This is a genomic window from Streptomyces echinoruber, assembly GCF_014651135.1.
In the GTDB taxonomy this organism is placed as follows: Bacteria; Actinomycetota; Actinomycetes; order Streptomycetales; family Streptomycetaceae; genus Streptomyces; species Streptomyces echinoruber.
In genome coordinates, this window is the sequence record NZ_BMWH01000006.1 from 1 (window position 1) to 15,810 (window position 15,810).

Below are 15,810 nucleotides of genomic sequence, written 5' to 3' on the forward strand. Positions count from 1 at the left end.
GGCGTGCACGACGGCGGCTCCCGGCCGGAACCTCCGGGTTCCGGCCGGGAGCCGCCTGCGGACGTCGCGCCGTCAGGAGACGACGGCGGTGGCCTCGATCTCGATGAGGAAGTCGGGTTCGGCGAGCGTGGCGACCCCGATGAGGGTGGTGGGCCGGACGACGTCGGCGCCGAGCCGGGCGGCCGCGCGCCGGGCGCCTTCGGTGATGTCGGCCCACTTGGGCAGGGACCAGTCCACGACGTACATGGTCAGGCGCAGGACGTCGTCGAAGGTGGCGCCGGCCGCGGCCAGGCCGGTGGCTATGTTGAGGTAGACCTGCTCGGTCTGCGCCGCCAGGTCCCCGGTCCCCACCGGTTCACCGGCGGCGGTGCGCGCGACCTGGCCGCTGAGGAACACCACGCGGCTTCCGGTGCCGACGGCGAGCTGCCGCCAGCCGTCGGGCTTGGGAAGACCGGGCGGGTCGATCGTCTCGACAGCCAATGCTCTGTCCTTTCCTTTCTCCGGGTCTCTGGTCTCTGGGTCTCCGGGTCTCCGGGTGACCGTCGTGCTCTTTCTCCGGGTGACCGTCGTGTCGTCGGCGGACCGCTCGTGGTGGAGCCGTGCGGTCCGGGTCAGCGGTGCTCGCGACAGGTGGCGTAGTACTTCCGCAGGATGCTGACGAGTTCGGGGTCGAAGCGGGAGGCGAAGAGGAGCTCGGGCGGCGGGGTGAACTCGGGGTCGAGTTCGTCGGCCCAGTTGAGGGTGGCCGGGCGCAGGTCCATCTCGATCCAGTGGTGCCACTCGACGGGGATGGTCCAGTCCTGCTCGTATCCGATGCCCATCTCGTGTTCGACGAGGATGTCCACGCTCTCCTCGCGGCTCCACGCCCGGATGGGCTGCCGCACGGGCGCGAAGCGCGCCAGGTCGGCCAGGGGCTGCTCGCCCAGGATCCGGGCGGCGAAGTCCTGGGCCAGCAGCGGCGAGAGGTGCAGGCCGTCCCGGTAGGTGCCGGTCATGATCCACAGGCCCTTCATGCCGCCCTCGCCCAGCAGCGGGAAGGCGTCCACGGACACGGGGCGGTTGCCGACCTGGACCCTGGTGACGTCGCTGTTCCACAGGTTGCGGCGGACCTGGCGGTGGGCGCACTGCAGCAGGAAGACCAGGTCGCGCATCTCGGCGGTGTCGCGCGGCTCCACGGAGATGACGTTGGTGGCGCCGACGTAGATCTGCCCCTCGCCCCGGGGGACGATGTGCAGGCCGCAGGCGAAGGAGCGGTTCGGGGTCCGGATGACGCTGCCCGGTGTGGTTCCGTCGGCGGTCCTGATGAGGGAGGAGACACCGTAGCCGCTGACGAGGCGGGGGATGCGGGGCCCGACGGGCAGGCCGTCCAGGAGATCCTGGGTGCGTGCTCCGGCGGCCAGCGTCACGTGGTCGGCGCCGATCCGCTCCCCGGAGGCCAGGACGACTCCGGTCACCCTCTCGCCCTGGTACTCGACGCGGGTGGCGAACTCGGGGACGAGGGTGCCGCCCGCGCGGACGACCGCCGACTCCAGCCGCTCCAGCAGGGCGGCGGCGTTCACCGCATGCTCGCCGGGGATGTGGAAGGCCTTCAGCGGGCGGGAGATCGGTTCGGCGTCCACCCAGTCCAGGTCGGCGGGCTCGACGTCCTCGAAGGGCTCCGAGTAGCGGACGAGTTCGGCGCGGATGGCGTTGTAGTTGGCGTCGTCGATCTCGGCCGTGCCGATGGTGTTGAGGATGACGGTGGTGCCCTCGGCGGTCTTGACGGCGGCGCCGTCGGTCTCGTCCTCCAGCCGCGCCAGCCACTGGGGCCACATCCGGGAGGCCTGGATGCCGAGTTCCAGCTTGGCCCTGCCGTACTCGCTGGCCAGCAGGGAGGTGGTGACCTCGCCGAAGCAGCCGAGCATGGCGCCGGCCGCGGCCGAGCCGGCCCAGGGCCGGTGCGGCCGGCCCAGCACCGCCACCCGCTGCCCGCGCCGTGCCAGGACCCACGCGAGCGAGAGCCCCAGAACTCCGTTTCCGACGACGACGACATCGAAGCCGGTGCCGTCTGCTTTCCCGTTGGCGTTCATCACATTCCCATCTTCCGGGGCGTTCTCACGCAGCCCGGACGTGAAGTGAAATCCGTCTGTGCCGGTGGGTCGATGAGCAGAGGGGGAGCACGGTCTCAGTTGCGCCGGAACTCGTACATCGTGAAGTCCATCTCCACCGTTCCGCGCTCGTTGGTGTGGGCCTTGACCACGGGGGAGTCGGCGAATTCCGCCGCGGGGATCTCGACGGACTCGGTGCGGTACCTGCGGCCCTGGAAACCCGCGTCGGCGGCCGCCCGCAGCATTTTCTCCGGGTTTCCCATCGCCTCGCTGGTGCCCAGGTAGATCCGTCCGTCCGCGGCCAGGTGGGGCCCGGCGTCGCGGAAGAACCTGCGCAGCATCCCGTACCCGGGGTCGAACACCGCCCGCTCGATCTGCCCCTGGTAGGGCCGGTCCTCGGGCGCCTCGATGAACGGCGTGTTCCAGAACATGAGGTCGAGCACTTCGGCCGGGTCCAGGGCGTCGAACAGGTCGCTGGTCAGCGCCGTCACCCGGGCGGCCACCTGGTGCCGGGCGGCGTTGCGCCGGGTGGTCTCCACCGCCGCCGGGTTGATGTCCAGTGCCACGACGCGCTCGCAGCCGCGCTGTGCGGCGATGACCGCGGCGATGCCCGCGCCGCAGCCCATCTCCAGGAACCGGCTGCCCTTCTCGTAGGGCACCCAGGAGGCGAACAGGCCGGGGCCCGGGTCCGTGTAGGGGGGAAACACCTCGGGGAGCAGCTCCCACTCCATCCCCAGCAGCGAGAAGGTCGTCTGCGTCGGACGGTTCGGGTCCTGGATCTGAGCCAGGGTCAGATTTCCTAATTCGTAACCGAGTTCGTTCTCCATTCGATCCTCCCTCGGGGGGAGCCCGCGGAGCGGGTCCGTCGGCTCTTTCTCCGGGGCTCCCGACGGTCGGGTGGTGCGGTCAGTTCTCGCCGGGCAGGGGGGCCCGAGCCCGGTTGCGGGCCATCGCCCGCTCGACGAGGACGGCCGGGACGGTGAGCAGGGCCAGGCCGGCGCCGAGCCAGGGGATGGAGGTCAGTCCGGCGCCGGCGTCGAGAGCGACTCCGGCCAGGACGGGGACGAGGCTGATGCCGAGCTGGAACATGGAGACGGCGGTGGAGCCGGCCAGGGTGGGCGCCTGGGACGCGACGGTGAACACCCGCCCGTAGATGGCCGGGTTGAGCACGAATCCCGCGACTCCCAGGAGCAGGACCAGCGGGACCACGGCCAGGGCGTGCCGGGCGAGGACGGCGAGCAGGACGGAGACGGCCAGGATCCCGGCCGCCCCGATCAGGAGCGCGTGATGGGGACGCCCGTCGGAGATCCTGCCGCCGACGGACAGGCCGACGAAGGCACCGACGCCGAACAGCGCGAGGATCCCGGGCACCCACACGGCGCGGACGCCGGTGATGTCGGTGAGGAACGCCGCGAGGTAGTTGTACGAGATCATGTACGCCGCGGTGCTCAGGAGGGTGGCGGCGTACACGACCCACAGCTGCGGCTGCCTCATGCTGCGCAGCTCCCGCCGCACGCTGGGTTCCTCGGCCGACCGGGTCGCGGGCACGGCCAGCAGCGTCAGGACCGCTCCGACAGCGGTGAGGGTGACCACGGCCCAGAATCCGCCCTGCCAGGTGGTGAAGTGGCTGAGCAGCGCACCGGCCGGGCCGCCGCCCACCATGGCGACGCTGAGGCCGCTGACCACCACGCCGGAGGCGCGTGCGGTGCGGTCGGGGGTGACGAGGCTGATCGCGGTGACCGCGGCGACCGCCCAGAACCCGGCGTAGGCCAGGCCGCACAGGAAGCGGGTGACCAGCAGCACGCCGTAGTCGTCGGTCACCAGGCCGATCGCCACCGAGGCGGCGAAGACGGCCTGCGAGGTCACCAGCGTGGTCCGCCGCGGCCAGCGCAGGGTCAGGACGGCCAGGGGCGGGCCGCCGATCACCACCCCGATGGCGAACGCCGAGATCAGCGCGCCCGCGGAGGACAGGGAGATGTCGAGGTCGTCGGCGATCGACGGCAGGACCCCGGCGAGCAGGAACTCGGCGCTGCCCATCGCGAACAGGCTGAAGGCGAGCAGGTAGACCGCCAGCGGCAGCCGGTTGCCGGTGGTGCGGGAACCCGACTCCGGGCGTTCGGTCTGGACGCTCATCGGCCGTCACCTCCTGCCTGCACGGCGGCCGACTGCGCCCCGGCCGGACGGACCGGCCGGACCGAGGCGAGCCCGTCGGTCCGCGGAAGCTGCGGAACACGCTCGGGCCCCGTCTGCGCGGTGACGCTTCTCACCAGCCCAGGGGCGGTCAAACGCATGTGCGAACTCCTTGTCCGGGTTGCTCGGGTGTGCGGATCAGGGTGGGAAGGCGCGGCGTCCTGCCGGGCGGACGGGTGCGGCGCTGCCGAACGCCCCCCGGCCGGCGCCCTCTTGCCGGGTGCGGACGCCTCGGCGACCCACCTCGATCGTGGTGATCACCACGTGCCCCCATGCTGGGACCGGCGGCGGCAGACGGACAACATCTGTTGCCGATACCGGGACGCGGAGGCGGTGAGCGGCGTGGAAACCGGCTCCGTCCCCGCTGCCTTCGCTCCGGCGGCCGGATCAGTCGGTGCCGGGCGGGGCCTCGCCCCAGCCCCACTTCTTGATGGTCGTACGACGCGTGGGCTCGGCGTCCGGCTGGGAGTTCGCCATCGCGCGGCGGGAGCCGAACTCGAGGTAGCCGACGAACGCCGAGCGGAACTCCGGGTCGTCCGGCAGGCCCACCACGTCCATCGCCTCCAGCATCAGCTCCATCCACCGCGCCCGCTGCTCGGGCCTGATCCTGCGGCCCCGGTGCCGGGAGAGCATGTGACGGAAACCGCCGTGGTGCTCGGTGTAGTGCTCCGGCCCGCCGAGCACCTCGCCGAGGAAGACCGCGACGTGCTGGGGGTGGTCCTCCGCCATGTGCGCGAAGAGCGGGGCGAGCAACTCGTCCTTGCGGACGCGCGCGTAGAACTCCTCCGTCAGCCGTTCCAGCGCCTCGGCGCCGCCGGCCCACTCGTACAGGGTGGGAACCCGTTCCGCCACTGTGTCACCTTTCGCTCGGTCGTCCTGTCCGGGGAAGAGGGGTACGTGTCCGCGGGGGCGCGGCTGCCTGCGTGCCGGGCGCGCCGGGCGTGCCGGGTGCGGCGGGTGCGGCGGAACGCTCAGGCCGCGTACAGGTCGAAGGCCGGTGTCGGCCGGCCGCCCTGGGCGGCCGCGTCCAGCCGGGGATCCGTCGAGAGCACCGCCTGGTGCAGCCGCCGCAGTTGTACGGAGGGCTCCAGGCCCAGTTCCTCGATCAGCCGCCGGCGCAGCCCGCGGTACAGCTCCAGCGCCGAGGACCGCCGCCCGGAGCGGTAGAACGCCACCATGGCCTGCGCGTGCAGCCGCTCGTTGGTGGGGTGACGCTGCGTCAGTTCGACCAGTTCCGCCAGGAGTTCGCTGTGCCTGCCGAGCCGCAGCTCGGCATCGACGCGGCGTTCCGTCGCGAGCAGCCGGCTCTCCTCCAGGCGGGCCGCCTGGATCCGCAGCGCCGCCCCGGCCCGCACGTCCACCAGCGCCGGCCCCCGCCACAACGCCAGCGCGCCGCGCAGCAGCCGGGCCGCCAGCTCGCTGTCGCCGTCCGCGAAGGCGGCGTGACCGGCCTGCGCCATCCGCTGGTACGCCAGGGCGTCGACGTCCTCCTCGGCGATGTGCAGCAGATAGCCCCCGTGACCGGTCGCCAGCACCTCCCGCGCGCGGGCCGGGCCGTCCGGGCCGCCCAGCGCGGCGGCCAGCATCCGGCGCAGCCGCAGGATGTACGTCTGGAGCGTGGTGTGCGCGCTGCGCGGCGGCGTTTGGCCCCACATCTCCTCCAGCAGCGTGGTCACCGGAACGGGCTGCCCCGGGTGGAGGGCGAGGAGCGCCAGAATCTGCCGCGTCTTCGCCGCGGTCGGGACGACGGGAACTCCGCCGGTTTCGGCGTGCAGCGGTCCCAGAATCCGAACCTTCACGCTTCTCCTCCCGTGACTCACCCGCGTGTGTCCGGTTTCCTCGATTCCTCGGGCGGCTGCCCAGGAAGGAACGTAGGAGTGCGGGGGTGGAGGGCTCAATACGGTGGGACCGTAGGGCTGACCGAAGAATCTGTGCCGTACCGCACCACGAGGGCCGGGAAAGCGGTGGGAACGGTGTCCGGCGGCGTGCGTGGAATCCGGGCATGCCGAAGGGCACGCCCCCGGCGGTGCCGGATGAGGAGAAAGTGGGGGGCGTGCTCCCAGTGCACCGGGAGGCGGTGAATAGCGCGTATTCCGGTGCGTGTCTTCACGGCGATGTATTCGTGTATGTGCCGTCGCGGCGGTGTGCTCGTGTGCGTGCCCTCGCGGCGGTGTATTCGTGTGCGTGCCGTCACGGCGGTTTGTGCGCGGGCCGGATGTGCCGCGGCGGTATACGGTCGCGGAACCGTCCGCCGGGACGTTCAGGCGCGGTCCCGGCACAGTCGGGCGGTGTGCACGGTGACCGCCGTGAGATAGAAGGCGTCCGGCCGCCACAGGATGCCCGTGCAGGTGTCCCCGTCCACGAGCTGCTCCAGGGTCAGCCGGTCGCCGAGGTCGAGCCGGTCGCCGATCTCGACGAGCAGCCGGGTCAGCCGGGTGTGCAGGTACCGGCGCGCCGCCAGGCCCAGCGGGGCGGGGAGGTCGATCAGGAAGGTGCGGGTGCCGGTGGGGACGAGCCCGGCCGCCGCCAGCAGGCACGGCCAGTCCTCGACCACGGAGGTGGAGCCCGGCAGGCGGGCGCGCCCGGCGGCGAAGTGCTCCTCCTCCGCCGCGTCCAGGCGGGCCTGGAGGCCGGGGCGCCCGATGCCGATGTCGCGGGGCAGGAAACGCGGAGGCAGACCGCCTTCGGCGACGGCGAGCAGCCCGCCGGGCCGCAGCGCGGACGCCAGACTCCGCAGGGCCGCCTGCTGGTCGCCCAGGTGGCGGCAGACGTTGCCGGCCCAGATCACGTCGGCCGGTCCCAGCCGGCCGAACTCCTCGGGCCGTTCGGCCCGCCGGGTGGTGATCCGCCCGGCCAGCCCGCGTTCCGCGGCCCGCTCCTCGGCCCGGGCGAGCAGTAAGGGCGACCGGTCCACGGCGACGACGTCCGCCTGCGGGAAGGCGCGGGCCAGCGCGCAGGAGGCCGCTCCCGGACCGCTGCCCACGTCCAGCACCCGGCGGACCGCCGCCGCCACCCGCTCCCCGGGCCCGAGCAGGTCCCGCAGCCAGTGGGCCGCCTCGGCCAGGAAGCCGGAACGCAGTTCCGCCTCTTGCTCCAGCTCGAAGGCGTCACCGTCGACGCCCTCGGGGCGATGTGTGATCATACGGTCACCTCCGGCGACCAGCATGCGGACGCCCGGACGTTCCGACAATCCTTGTTGCCGGTTCCGCAACCGTTCCGGGCGGCCGCCTCAGTACGCCGTCGCCGCCGCCTCAGTACGCCGTCGCGGCCCCCTCAGTACGCCGCCGCGGCCGCCGGCAGCGCGCGGCGCGCGGCCCGGGGACCGGTCAGATCCCGGCCGAAGGTCTCCAGCAGCTCCCACTGGGCGGTGAGCGGGAAGTAGTGGTCGCCGGGGAACATCTCCACCCGCAGCGAACGCCGGGTGCACCGGCGCCACCCGGCCAGGTCGGCCTCCGTGACGCTCCGGTCGCCCAGCCCGCCCATGGCGGTGACCGGGCAGTGCACGACATGGCGCGGATCGCGCCGGTACGACTCCAGGACCGCGAGGTCCGCGCGCAGCGCGGGAAGCACCCGGCCCGCCCGCCGCGGGTCCCGGGCGCCCGGGGGTGTGCGGCCCTGCCCGTCGAGCCTGCGCAGCATCTCGGCCTCCGGCAGATGGCCGACCGCCCGCTCCGGCGCCGGCCGGTGCGGCAGGCCGGCGCCCGACACGTACAGACGCTCGGCGACCGCGTCGTGCTCCCACTCCAGCCGCGCCGCGATCTCGTACGCCAGGAGGGCGCCGAAGCCGTGCCCGTAGAGCGCGAACGGCCGGTCGCACATGCGGGCCACGTACGGCATGATCTCGGCCAGCAGCGGCTCCAGCCGGCCGCACGGGCGGGTGCGCGGATGGCGGCCGCGGCCCGGCAGCTCCACGGGCGTGACGACCACCGAGGGGCTGAGCGCCTCGCACCAGGGCAGGTACACGCCCGCCGAGGCGCCCTCGAAGGGGAGGCAGAACAACCGCACCGAGGTGTCGCTCATCACCGGCCCACCGCCCCCACGAGCCGGGTGCGCGCACCCGGCCGGCCGCCGGTGCCGCACGGGGCGTCCGCACCGGGCCGGTGTTCGGCGCGGCGCGGGACGGCGCCCCGCAGCAGCGACTGGTACGCCTCGGCGGCCTCCGCCAGCAGGCGCAGCCCCGTCCGCCGGTCCAGCAGCTCCCGGGCGCAGCGCCAGGCGAAGGTCCAGGTCCGGTCGTCGCGCCGGATGAGTGTGGCACGCATCAACGGCGCCTGGTCCAGGGGGAGTCCGGTGGCGGACTCCAGGGCCAGCCGCTCGGCCAGCCGGGCGTCCTGCACCTCCGTACGGGTGGCCCGCCAGTCCACGATCTGCAGGCGGAAGCGGGCACGGGGCCGGACCGTGCGCAGCAGTCCGCCGTCCGGCAGCCGGTGGAAGGCGGTGCGGCACAGCGGCGTACCGTCCAGGACGGCCTGCCAGGCCTGCTCGTACACGTGCGGCAGGATTCCGGTCAGGGACAGCACGAACTGCTCGGTGCGGCCGTCGCCGTGCGGGACGTGGCCCGCCCGCGGCGGGGACGGGTGCACGGACCCCGGAGGGCGAAGCTCCTCACTGATCGCGGACACGGGGGTACCGCTCCTTCCATCAGATTTCCGCCAAGAGGTGGGGGCGAAGGGATCGGGAATCGCGGTGACTGCTTTCCGCACGGCCCACTGGTCACCGCCGCGAAGCCGTGTCGACCGTACCCGTGCGGTACGCGTGGGCAGCAATACGGTGGCACCGAAGCATTGGCCGAAGAAACACGCTTGGGAGTCGCCGGGCGGAAGCTCCCGTACAAATTCGGCGGCTTGTCGTGCTAGCTTCGGCTCGTCAGGTGTGTACGCCGTTCACCGGTGCTCAGCGAGGGTGAGGTGAGGTGATCACGGACATGCCTGCCGCCCCCGTTCAAGCACCTTGCTTCCTGCCGTGGCGGCGACGGTGCCGTCAAGGCCGGAAAACGGTCTTGACGGCACCGGTTTTGCATGTCTTGAGGCATCGGATCTCCTGCGTCCCGCTCCCGCAGGAAAACGCGGTCGCACCGGTCGGCGAACGGGCGAGGCCGTGCGAGCCACCGACAGGACGGCCTCGTCCGGTTTCTTGTCACCCAAGTCGTTCACTGTGCAGACAGGAGGTATGGGGCGGTGCCCCGGGAACTGTTCGGCAGGAGCGAAGAAACGAAGACGATCGTCCGAATGCTCGATTCCGCGAGAGCGGGCGCGGGCGCGGCCGGGCTGGTGGAGGGAATCATCGGGACCGGCAAGACCTCACTCCTGCGCTGGGCCGAGGAGGCCGCACGGGAGCAGGGCATGGTCGTGCTCTCCGCCACCGCGTCCCCCACCGAGCAGCGGTTCGCCTTCGGGGTCGTGCACCAGCTCCTCGGGGCGCTGCCCGAGGCGGTGGAGGCATGGGAGCGGGTCTTCGCGTGGTGCCGGGCGCACCGGGACGACGGCGAACCGGCCGACCCCGACTACCCGCTCCTTTCGGAGCTGTGCGCGTGCATAGGCAGGGCCGCGCAGCGCACCCCGGTCCTGCTGACGGTCGACTGCCTCCAGCACGCCGACCGCCAGTCGCTGCTGTGGCTGGGCTTTCTCAGCCGTCGTCTGGAGAACCTCCCCGCCGTGCTGCTCGCCGGCAAACGCTGCGGGGAACCGGCGACCGACCAGCACCTCCTGGTCGAGTTCATGGAGGGCGTCCGCCCCGACCGCCACATCCGTCTGCACGACCTCAGCCCGAGCGCCGCCCTCGACCTCGCCGCCGCGCTCTGCGGCCACGGCCGGGAGGCCGTGGACGCCATCGTCGCCGACAGCGGCGGCAACCCGTATCTGCTGACCGAGCAGTTACGGACCGTGCCCGCGGGCCGCACCGGCCCTTCCCGCCCCACCGGTAACGGGCCGTCCGCGGGCACCCTCACCGGCCACGTACCGGCGGAGCCGCCGGAGGAGCGGATGCGCCTGCAGCCGGTCAAGGAGCGCATCCTGTGCCTGCTCAGGCGTCTGGACCCCAACGGCCTGCGGATCGCCAGGGCCGTCAGCGTGCTGGGCGGCCCGGTGGACGCCGTCCTCCTCGCCGACCTGTGCGGCGTCCCCAAGGAGGACGCCTGCCGCTGCCTCACCCGCCTCACCGAGTCGGGGCTGCTGCACCCGCACGACCTGACGTTCCGCCACCCCGTGCTGGCCGATCTGCTCTACCAGGACATCCCCTGCCCCGAACGTGCCGAACTCCACCGCCTCGCCGCCCGTTGCCTGAGGCACCGCGGAGCCCCCGGCGAGGACGTCGCCACGCACCTCCTGCGCTCCCACCGCCTGGACGAGCCGTGGATGACCCGGCTGCTGCTGGACGTCGCCGGGGACCTGGTCGGCCGCGACCCCGAGGAGGCCCGCCGCCTGGTCGAGAAGGCCGTCCTGCACGGCGTACCGGAGAAGCTGGCCGCCCACGCCGAGGACCTGCGCATCCAGGCCCTCACCGGCCTCGACCTGCCTGCCGCCGCCCGCGCCCTGACCACGCACGCCGCCGTCGCCCGCGGACCCGCCGAGCGGGCCCGCCGGGCACTGCGGCTGTCCGGCATCCTCCTCCGCCTCGACGAGCCCGCCCGCGCCCGCCGGGTCCTGGAGGACGCCCAGCGGGGGACGGACCCGCTGGAGCCCTCCGCCGCCGCGCGGCTGCGCCGGGCGCTCACCCACGTACGGCTCCACGAGGGCACCTACCGGCCCGGGGCCGGGGACGAGGAACGGCTGGAACGGGTGCTGCTGATCCGCACCGCCACGGGCGACTCGGCACCGGCGGTACGGCGGATCGCCCGCCGCATCCTGTCCGTGCCGCGCGCCCCGTACGGCTCGCCCACGTGGTACCACGCGCTCCTCGCCCTGCTCTGGGCCGGCGACGCGGACGAGGCCCAGCGGCACCTGGACACCGAGGTGCGGCTCGCCCGCGCCGAGGGCACCGTGACCCGGATCGCCGAGGCCCTGGCCGTGCGCGGCCTGGTCCAGCTCCACCGCGGACTGCTGACGGAAGCCGGGGCGGACGCCCGCCGGGCGGCCGACCTGCTCGCCCGGATCGGCGCGGACCGGTACCACGCCGGGGCGCTGGCCCGCAGCGTGCTCATCGACGTGGCCCTGGAGAAGGACGACGTCGCCGCGGCCGGCGGCCTCCTCGACGAGGTCGCGCCGCTCACCGGCGGACAACCCGTCACCTGGTGGCGGCTCCACCTCCTGCACAGCGCCGCGCGGGCCCTGGGACGGCTCGGCGAGGCACAGCGCGGCCTCACCCTGATCGCCCACTGCGCGCAGGAGCTGGAACGCCGAGGCATCGTCAACCCGGCCGTCCTGCCCTGGCGTTCGACCCGGGCCATGCTCCAGACCGCCCTCGGCAACGTCGCCACGGCCCGCCGCGTCGCCCAGGAGGAGGCCGAACTGGCTCGCCGCTGGAACGCGCCCTTCGCCCTGGGCCGCGCCCTGGTCGCCCAAGCCGCGGCCGGCTCGGGACACGAAGCGCTCGAACTCACCGACCGGGCCGTGGAACTCCTCGAATCGGCCCCGGCGCCGCTGCTCCTCGCCCACGCGCTGTACGCGGCGGGACGCGTCCACCGGCAGAGCGGCAAGGCCAAGCGCGCCCGCGAACTGCTCCACCGGGCCAACGAGATCGGCATCTCGCTCGGCGCCGACGGCCTGGTGGCGGCGGTGCAGCGGGAGTTGAGGGACGCGGGCGGCCGGCCCGACCCGCGCAAGGACTCCATGGAGTCGCTGCTCACCCCCACCGAGAGGCAGATCTCCGAACTCGCCTCGCGCGGCATGAGCAACCGCAGCATCGCCCGGCTGCTGAAGGTGAGCCTGCGCAACGTGGAGTCCCATCTCACCCACTCCTACCGGAAGTTGCGCATCAGCGGCCGGCACGAGCTGGCCAAGTTCTTCCCGCCCGGGCAGGACGCCCCGGCCCCGGTGCTGCTCCACCAGCACCGGACCGGTCTCACTCCGCTGCCCCAGGTGCAGGCCGGCTGACGGGCACCTCCTCCTCGGCGGCCGTCCCGGCACGCGGGGCCCGCGGCTCCGCGAACGCTCCGTCCAGCAGCAGCCGCAGCCCGGTGGTGAACCGCTCCTGGTCGCTCATCCGCTCGATGAGCGGAGCGACCCGGCGGACGGTCGGACAGTCCCCGTCCCCGTCCCCGGGCCGCGCCACCGGGCCCGGGGACGGGCAGCCGGGCACCCCGGCCGCGGCCACCAGGTGCCCCACCAGGAACTGCCAGAGGGCGACGTACAGGCGCGCGGCCTGCACGTCACTCATCCCGTTGCGGACCAGGACGTCCAGGATGAACTCCGCCAGCCGCAGCGAGGCAGCGCCGGGCAGCTCCCCGTCGAGCATCCCGGCGGCGATCCACCCGTGCTCCTCCATCGTCCGGTGCGCGCTCTGCGCCGCCTCCAGAACGACCGTACGAGGGTCGCCCCCGGCGTCCGGGACGACGATCTGCCGGGACACCTCGTCGAACAGCAGGGACAGCAGCTCGCGTTTGTTGCTGATGTGCCGGTAGACGGCGGCCGGGGCCCTGCCCAGCTCGCCGGCCAGCTTGCGCATGCTCAGACCTGCGGCGCCCTCGCGCTCCAGCAGACGCAGGCCCGCCGCCACGATGTGCGGACGAGTCAGCGGCTGCATCGCCCGGTCCGGCGCCGGTGCACTGTCACGAGTCACCTGGCTCCCGCTCCACACCCTGATCACCGTGTTCACCAGTAGGCGTCCACCAGTAGGCGTCCACCAGTAGGCGTCCACCAGTAGGCGTCCACCAGTAGGCGTCCACCAGTAGGCGTCCACCAGTAGGCGTCCACCAGTAGGGGGACCTGAGAGCATCATCATGGCGCACCGCGGCGGCGCCGGGTACGGAAACGGGCCCGCCGAAACACAACTGTCGCAATGCGAAATCCCTTGGAGCTGCGCGGACTTCACTCCGGCGGCACACCACGCCACCCGGCCGTACCGACCGGTGGACCGGTTCGGGCCAGGTCGCCGGGAACCCCCGGCGACCCGACCCGGGAGCCGCCCGCGGCACGACTCGTCCGCGGCCGCTCCCGGGACCGGTGCCGGCTGGCGCGGAACCTCAGGCGTACGGGACTTCAGGCGTACGGGACCTCAGGCGTACGGGGCCGAGAACCGGTAGGTGCCGGAGCCGGCGGCGAAGACGGCGCAGCCGTCCCGCATCCGCAGGAACCGCGCGCCCTCCGCCTCGTCCCGCGCCACCGAGAAGGCCCGGCGGGCGGGTACCCACACCTCCGCCGTGGTGTTGACCGGCACGGACACCTCCAGCGCGAACGTGCCCCCGCTCGGCCGTCACCGCGTGCCGATCGGCCCGTACACGGAGTCGTACCGGCCCGCGGCCGCACGCACCTCGCCGCCGGGGCGGGGGCGGACGACGATGTGCGAGAAGCCCGGCGCGCCGGGGCTGATCCCGGTGATGTCCCGGTACATCCACTCGCCGACGCTGCCGTAGGCGTAGTGGTTGAACGAGTTCATCGACGGGTCCTGGAAGCCGCCGTCGGGCCTGATGGAGTCCCAGCGCTCCCCCATCGTGGTGGCGCCCCTGTCGATCTGGTAGCCCCATGACGGGAAGGTGCGCCGGTGCAGCAGCCGGTGGGCCACGTCGGTGCGGCCGACGGCGGTGAGCACGGGCAGCAGGAGCGGGGTGCCGAGGAAGCCCGCGGACAGGTGCCGGTCCCGGCCCTCGATCAGTTCCACCAGCCGGTCGGCGGCGGCCCGGCGCACGCCGCCGTCCTCGGGCAGCAGGCCGAACGACAGCGCCGGCACGTAGGCGGTCTGGGTGTCGCCCTTGATCCGGCCGTCGGCGGAGACGTACGCCTCGGCGAACGCCTCCCGGACCCTGGCCGACAGCGTCTCGTACGGCCGCGGGTCCTCGCCCAGCGCGCGGGCGGCCCGGGCGACGAGGTCCGCGCTGCGGGCGAAGCAGGCGGTGGCGACGACGTCCTTGGGGGTCTCGTCGGAGACGTTGAGCCAGTCGCCGTAGCCCTCGGCGGGCCGCAGGTACCCCGTGCTGTGCTTCTCCAGATAATCCGGCCACGCCCGCATGGCGGGGAAACTCTGCTCCAGCACCTGCCGGTCCCCGGACGCCCGGTACAGGTTCCACGGCACGGTGACCCCGGCGTCGCCCCAGCCGCACCGTCTGCCCGGCCTGACCCCCGGAGATCCGCAGGCGGACCGATCCGACCATGTTCTGGCCCAGGCCGAAGCGAACACGCCGGGAGCCGGCTCGGTGACCTCGACGGGGGCCGGCTCCTGCGCGACGCGGACCGGCGCGTCGGTCTGGGCCGCCACCGCCACGGAGGCGGTGGCGGCCGGGGCGGCGACGGCGGGCCGCCACGCGGAGCGTCGAAACCGGGCGAACTCCAGCCGGGGGTCTCGAGCCGGGCGTCGTACTCCTCGCCCATCAGCAGGTCCGCGCTCTGGACGGGCCGGTGACGCAGCGCCAGTCGGGTCCGGTGGTGACGGTGTCGGTGCCGCTGTCGGTGTAGGTGACCTTTAACTGGGCCAGCAGTAAGGGCTGTTCACCATACTGGTGCGGGCCGAACCTGCCGACGCTGCCGGCGTACCAGCCGGGCGCGAGGAGCATGCCGATCGCGTTGGCGCCGGGCCGCAGCAGGTCGGTGACGTCGTGGGTCCGGTACGGGACGCGCTTGCGGTAGTCGGTCCAGCCGGGGGCGAGCCGGTCGGTGCCGACGCGCCGGCCGTTGACGTGGGCCTCGTACAGGCCGAGTGCCGTCGCGTACAGCCGGGCGCGGGCGACGCGCCGGGCGGCGGGCGGCCGGAAGTCGCGGCGCAGCTGGACGGGGGCTGCCCGGGGACGACCCGGCCCCACGGGCCCGGCGCCGCCACCCACCGGCGCGACAACCCGCACGGCGCCGCGTGCGTGGCCCCGAACGGCACGCCCCACCCCCAGCAAGGAGACCCAGATGGAGATCGTCCAGCAGCCGCCCACCGTGAAGCTGCCCGAGGAGTGGTTCACCGGCGACGCCTGGGCCGATGTGATCCACCGGGGCGAGGAACCCTCCCGGGCCCGGGCCAACCTGGTGCGCTTCGCGCCCGGCGCCCGCACCGCCTGGCACTCCCACGGACTGGGGCAGGCCCTCTGCATCGCCGAGGGCATCGCCCTGATCCAGTCCCGCGGAGGCGACATCCTCCAGGCCCACCCCGGCGACGTGATCTGGACACCCCGGGCGAGGAGCACCGGCACGGCGCCGCCCCCGATCGGTTCATGGTCCACCTCGCGCTGTGGGAGACCGACGACGTCTCCTGGCTCGACCACGTCACCGACGCCGAGTACAACGGCCCGCGCAGGAGCACCCGCACCCGCCCCTGACACCCGCAGGACGCCCGTCCCGGCCGCCGCGCGGGGACGGCGCCCGGAGCGTCCGGCGCCCCGGTATCCGGCCGACGGCCGACAGCCGCCGCGCGGGGGCGGCGCGGTCCTCCGTGATCATGCCTTGCCTCTGGGGCATACGAT

11 protein-coding genes and 2 pseudogenes are annotated in these 15,810 nt (G+C 73.5%); 2 read left to right on the plus strand and 11 right to left on the minus strand.

Annotated elements, in window-relative coordinates; all coding sequences use genetic code 11:
• Window positions 1–72 precede the first annotated feature (72 nt).
• The 9 genes from IE225_RS10450 to IE225_RS10490 form a co-directional block, all read right to left on the minus strand.
• Window positions 73–480 carry a RidA family protein gene (locus IE225_RS10450; RefSeq protein ID WP_190057138.1) on the minus strand — a complete coding sequence of 136 codons (408 nt, stop codon included), beginning with the start codon at window positions 478–480 and terminating at the stop codon, window positions 73–75.
• 131 nt (window positions 481–611) lie between these two features.
• Window positions 612–2,069 (minus strand): NAD(P)/FAD-dependent oxidoreductase, encoded by a 1,458-nt coding sequence (locus IE225_RS10455; RefSeq protein WP_190057139.1) that lies wholly within the window; start codon window positions 2,067–2,069, stop codon window positions 612–614.
• Between the two features lie 95 nt (window positions 2,070–2,164).
• Window positions 2,165–2,914 (minus strand): methyltransferase, encoded by a 750-nt coding sequence (locus tag IE225_RS10460; RefSeq protein ID WP_190057140.1) that lies wholly within the window; start codon window positions 2,912–2,914, stop codon window positions 2,165–2,167.
• A gap of 79 nt (window positions 2,915–2,993) precedes the next feature.
• Complete coding sequence (locus IE225_RS10465; protein WP_190057141.1) at window positions 2,994–4,220, minus strand: Cmx/CmrA family chloramphenicol efflux MFS transporter; 1,227 nt, start codon at window positions 4,218–4,220, stop codon at window positions 2,994–2,996.
• A 444-nt stretch (window positions 4,221–4,664) separates the two neighbouring features.
• Window positions 4,665–5,129 (minus strand): group II truncated hemoglobin, encoded by a 465-nt coding sequence (locus IE225_RS10470; RefSeq protein WP_190057142.1) that lies wholly within the window; start codon window positions 5,127–5,129, stop codon window positions 4,665–4,667.
• A 119-nt stretch (window positions 5,130–5,248) separates the two neighbouring features.
• Window positions 5,249–6,076, minus strand: a complete 828-nt coding sequence (locus IE225_RS10475) for an AfsR/SARP family transcriptional regulator (RefSeq protein WP_190057143.1) — start codon at window positions 6,074–6,076, stop codon at window positions 5,249–5,251.
• A 461-nt stretch (window positions 6,077–6,537) separates the two neighbouring features.
• Complete coding sequence (locus tag IE225_RS10480; RefSeq protein WP_190057144.1) at window positions 6,538–7,419, minus strand: class I SAM-dependent methyltransferase; 882 nt, start codon at window positions 7,417–7,419, stop codon at window positions 6,538–6,540.
• Window positions 7,420–7,550: 131 nt separating this feature from the next.
• A complete protein-coding gene (locus IE225_RS10485; RefSeq protein WP_190057145.1) occupies window positions 7,551–8,297 on the minus strand; it encodes a thioesterase II family protein in 747 nt (248 codons plus the stop codon).
• Entirely contained in the window at window positions 8,297–8,899 is a 603-nt protein-coding gene (locus tag IE225_RS10490) for a condensation domain-containing protein (protein ID WP_190057146.1), read from the minus strand. Before IE225_RS10490 ends, IE225_RS10485 begins: the two co-directional genes overlap by 1 nt.
• Before the next feature lie 555 nt (window positions 8,900–9,454).
• Here IE225_RS10490 and IE225_RS10495 point away from each other — a divergent pair.
• Entirely contained in the window at window positions 9,455–12,307 is a 2,853-nt protein-coding gene (locus IE225_RS10495; protein WP_190057147.1) for a BREX system ATP-binding domain-containing protein, read from the plus strand.
• On the opposite strand, the gene IE225_RS10500 is transcribed toward IE225_RS10495, so the two are convergent.
• Both IE225_RS10500 and IE225_RS10505 read right to left on the minus strand, forming a co-directional pair.
• Window positions 12,276–12,992 carry a TetR/AcrR family transcriptional regulator gene (locus IE225_RS10500; RefSeq protein ID WP_190057148.1) on the minus strand — a complete coding sequence of 239 codons (717 nt, stop codon included), beginning with the start codon at window positions 12,990–12,992 and terminating at the stop codon, window positions 12,276–12,278. The two genes, IE225_RS10495 and IE225_RS10500, sit on opposite strands and share 32 nt — an antisense overlap.
• A gap of 435 nt (window positions 12,993–13,427) precedes the next feature.
• Window positions 13,428–15,312 (minus strand): annotated as a pseudogene (locus IE225_RS10505) (alpha-L-rhamnosidase-related protein).
• Between IE225_RS10505 and IE225_RS34220 the strand changes: the two are divergent.
• A pseudogene (locus IE225_RS34220) lies at window positions 15,260–15,666 on the plus strand ((R)-mandelonitrile lyase). The pseudogenes IE225_RS10505 and IE225_RS34220 overlap by 53 nt on opposite strands.
• Window positions 15,667–15,810: the final 144 nt, after the last annotated feature.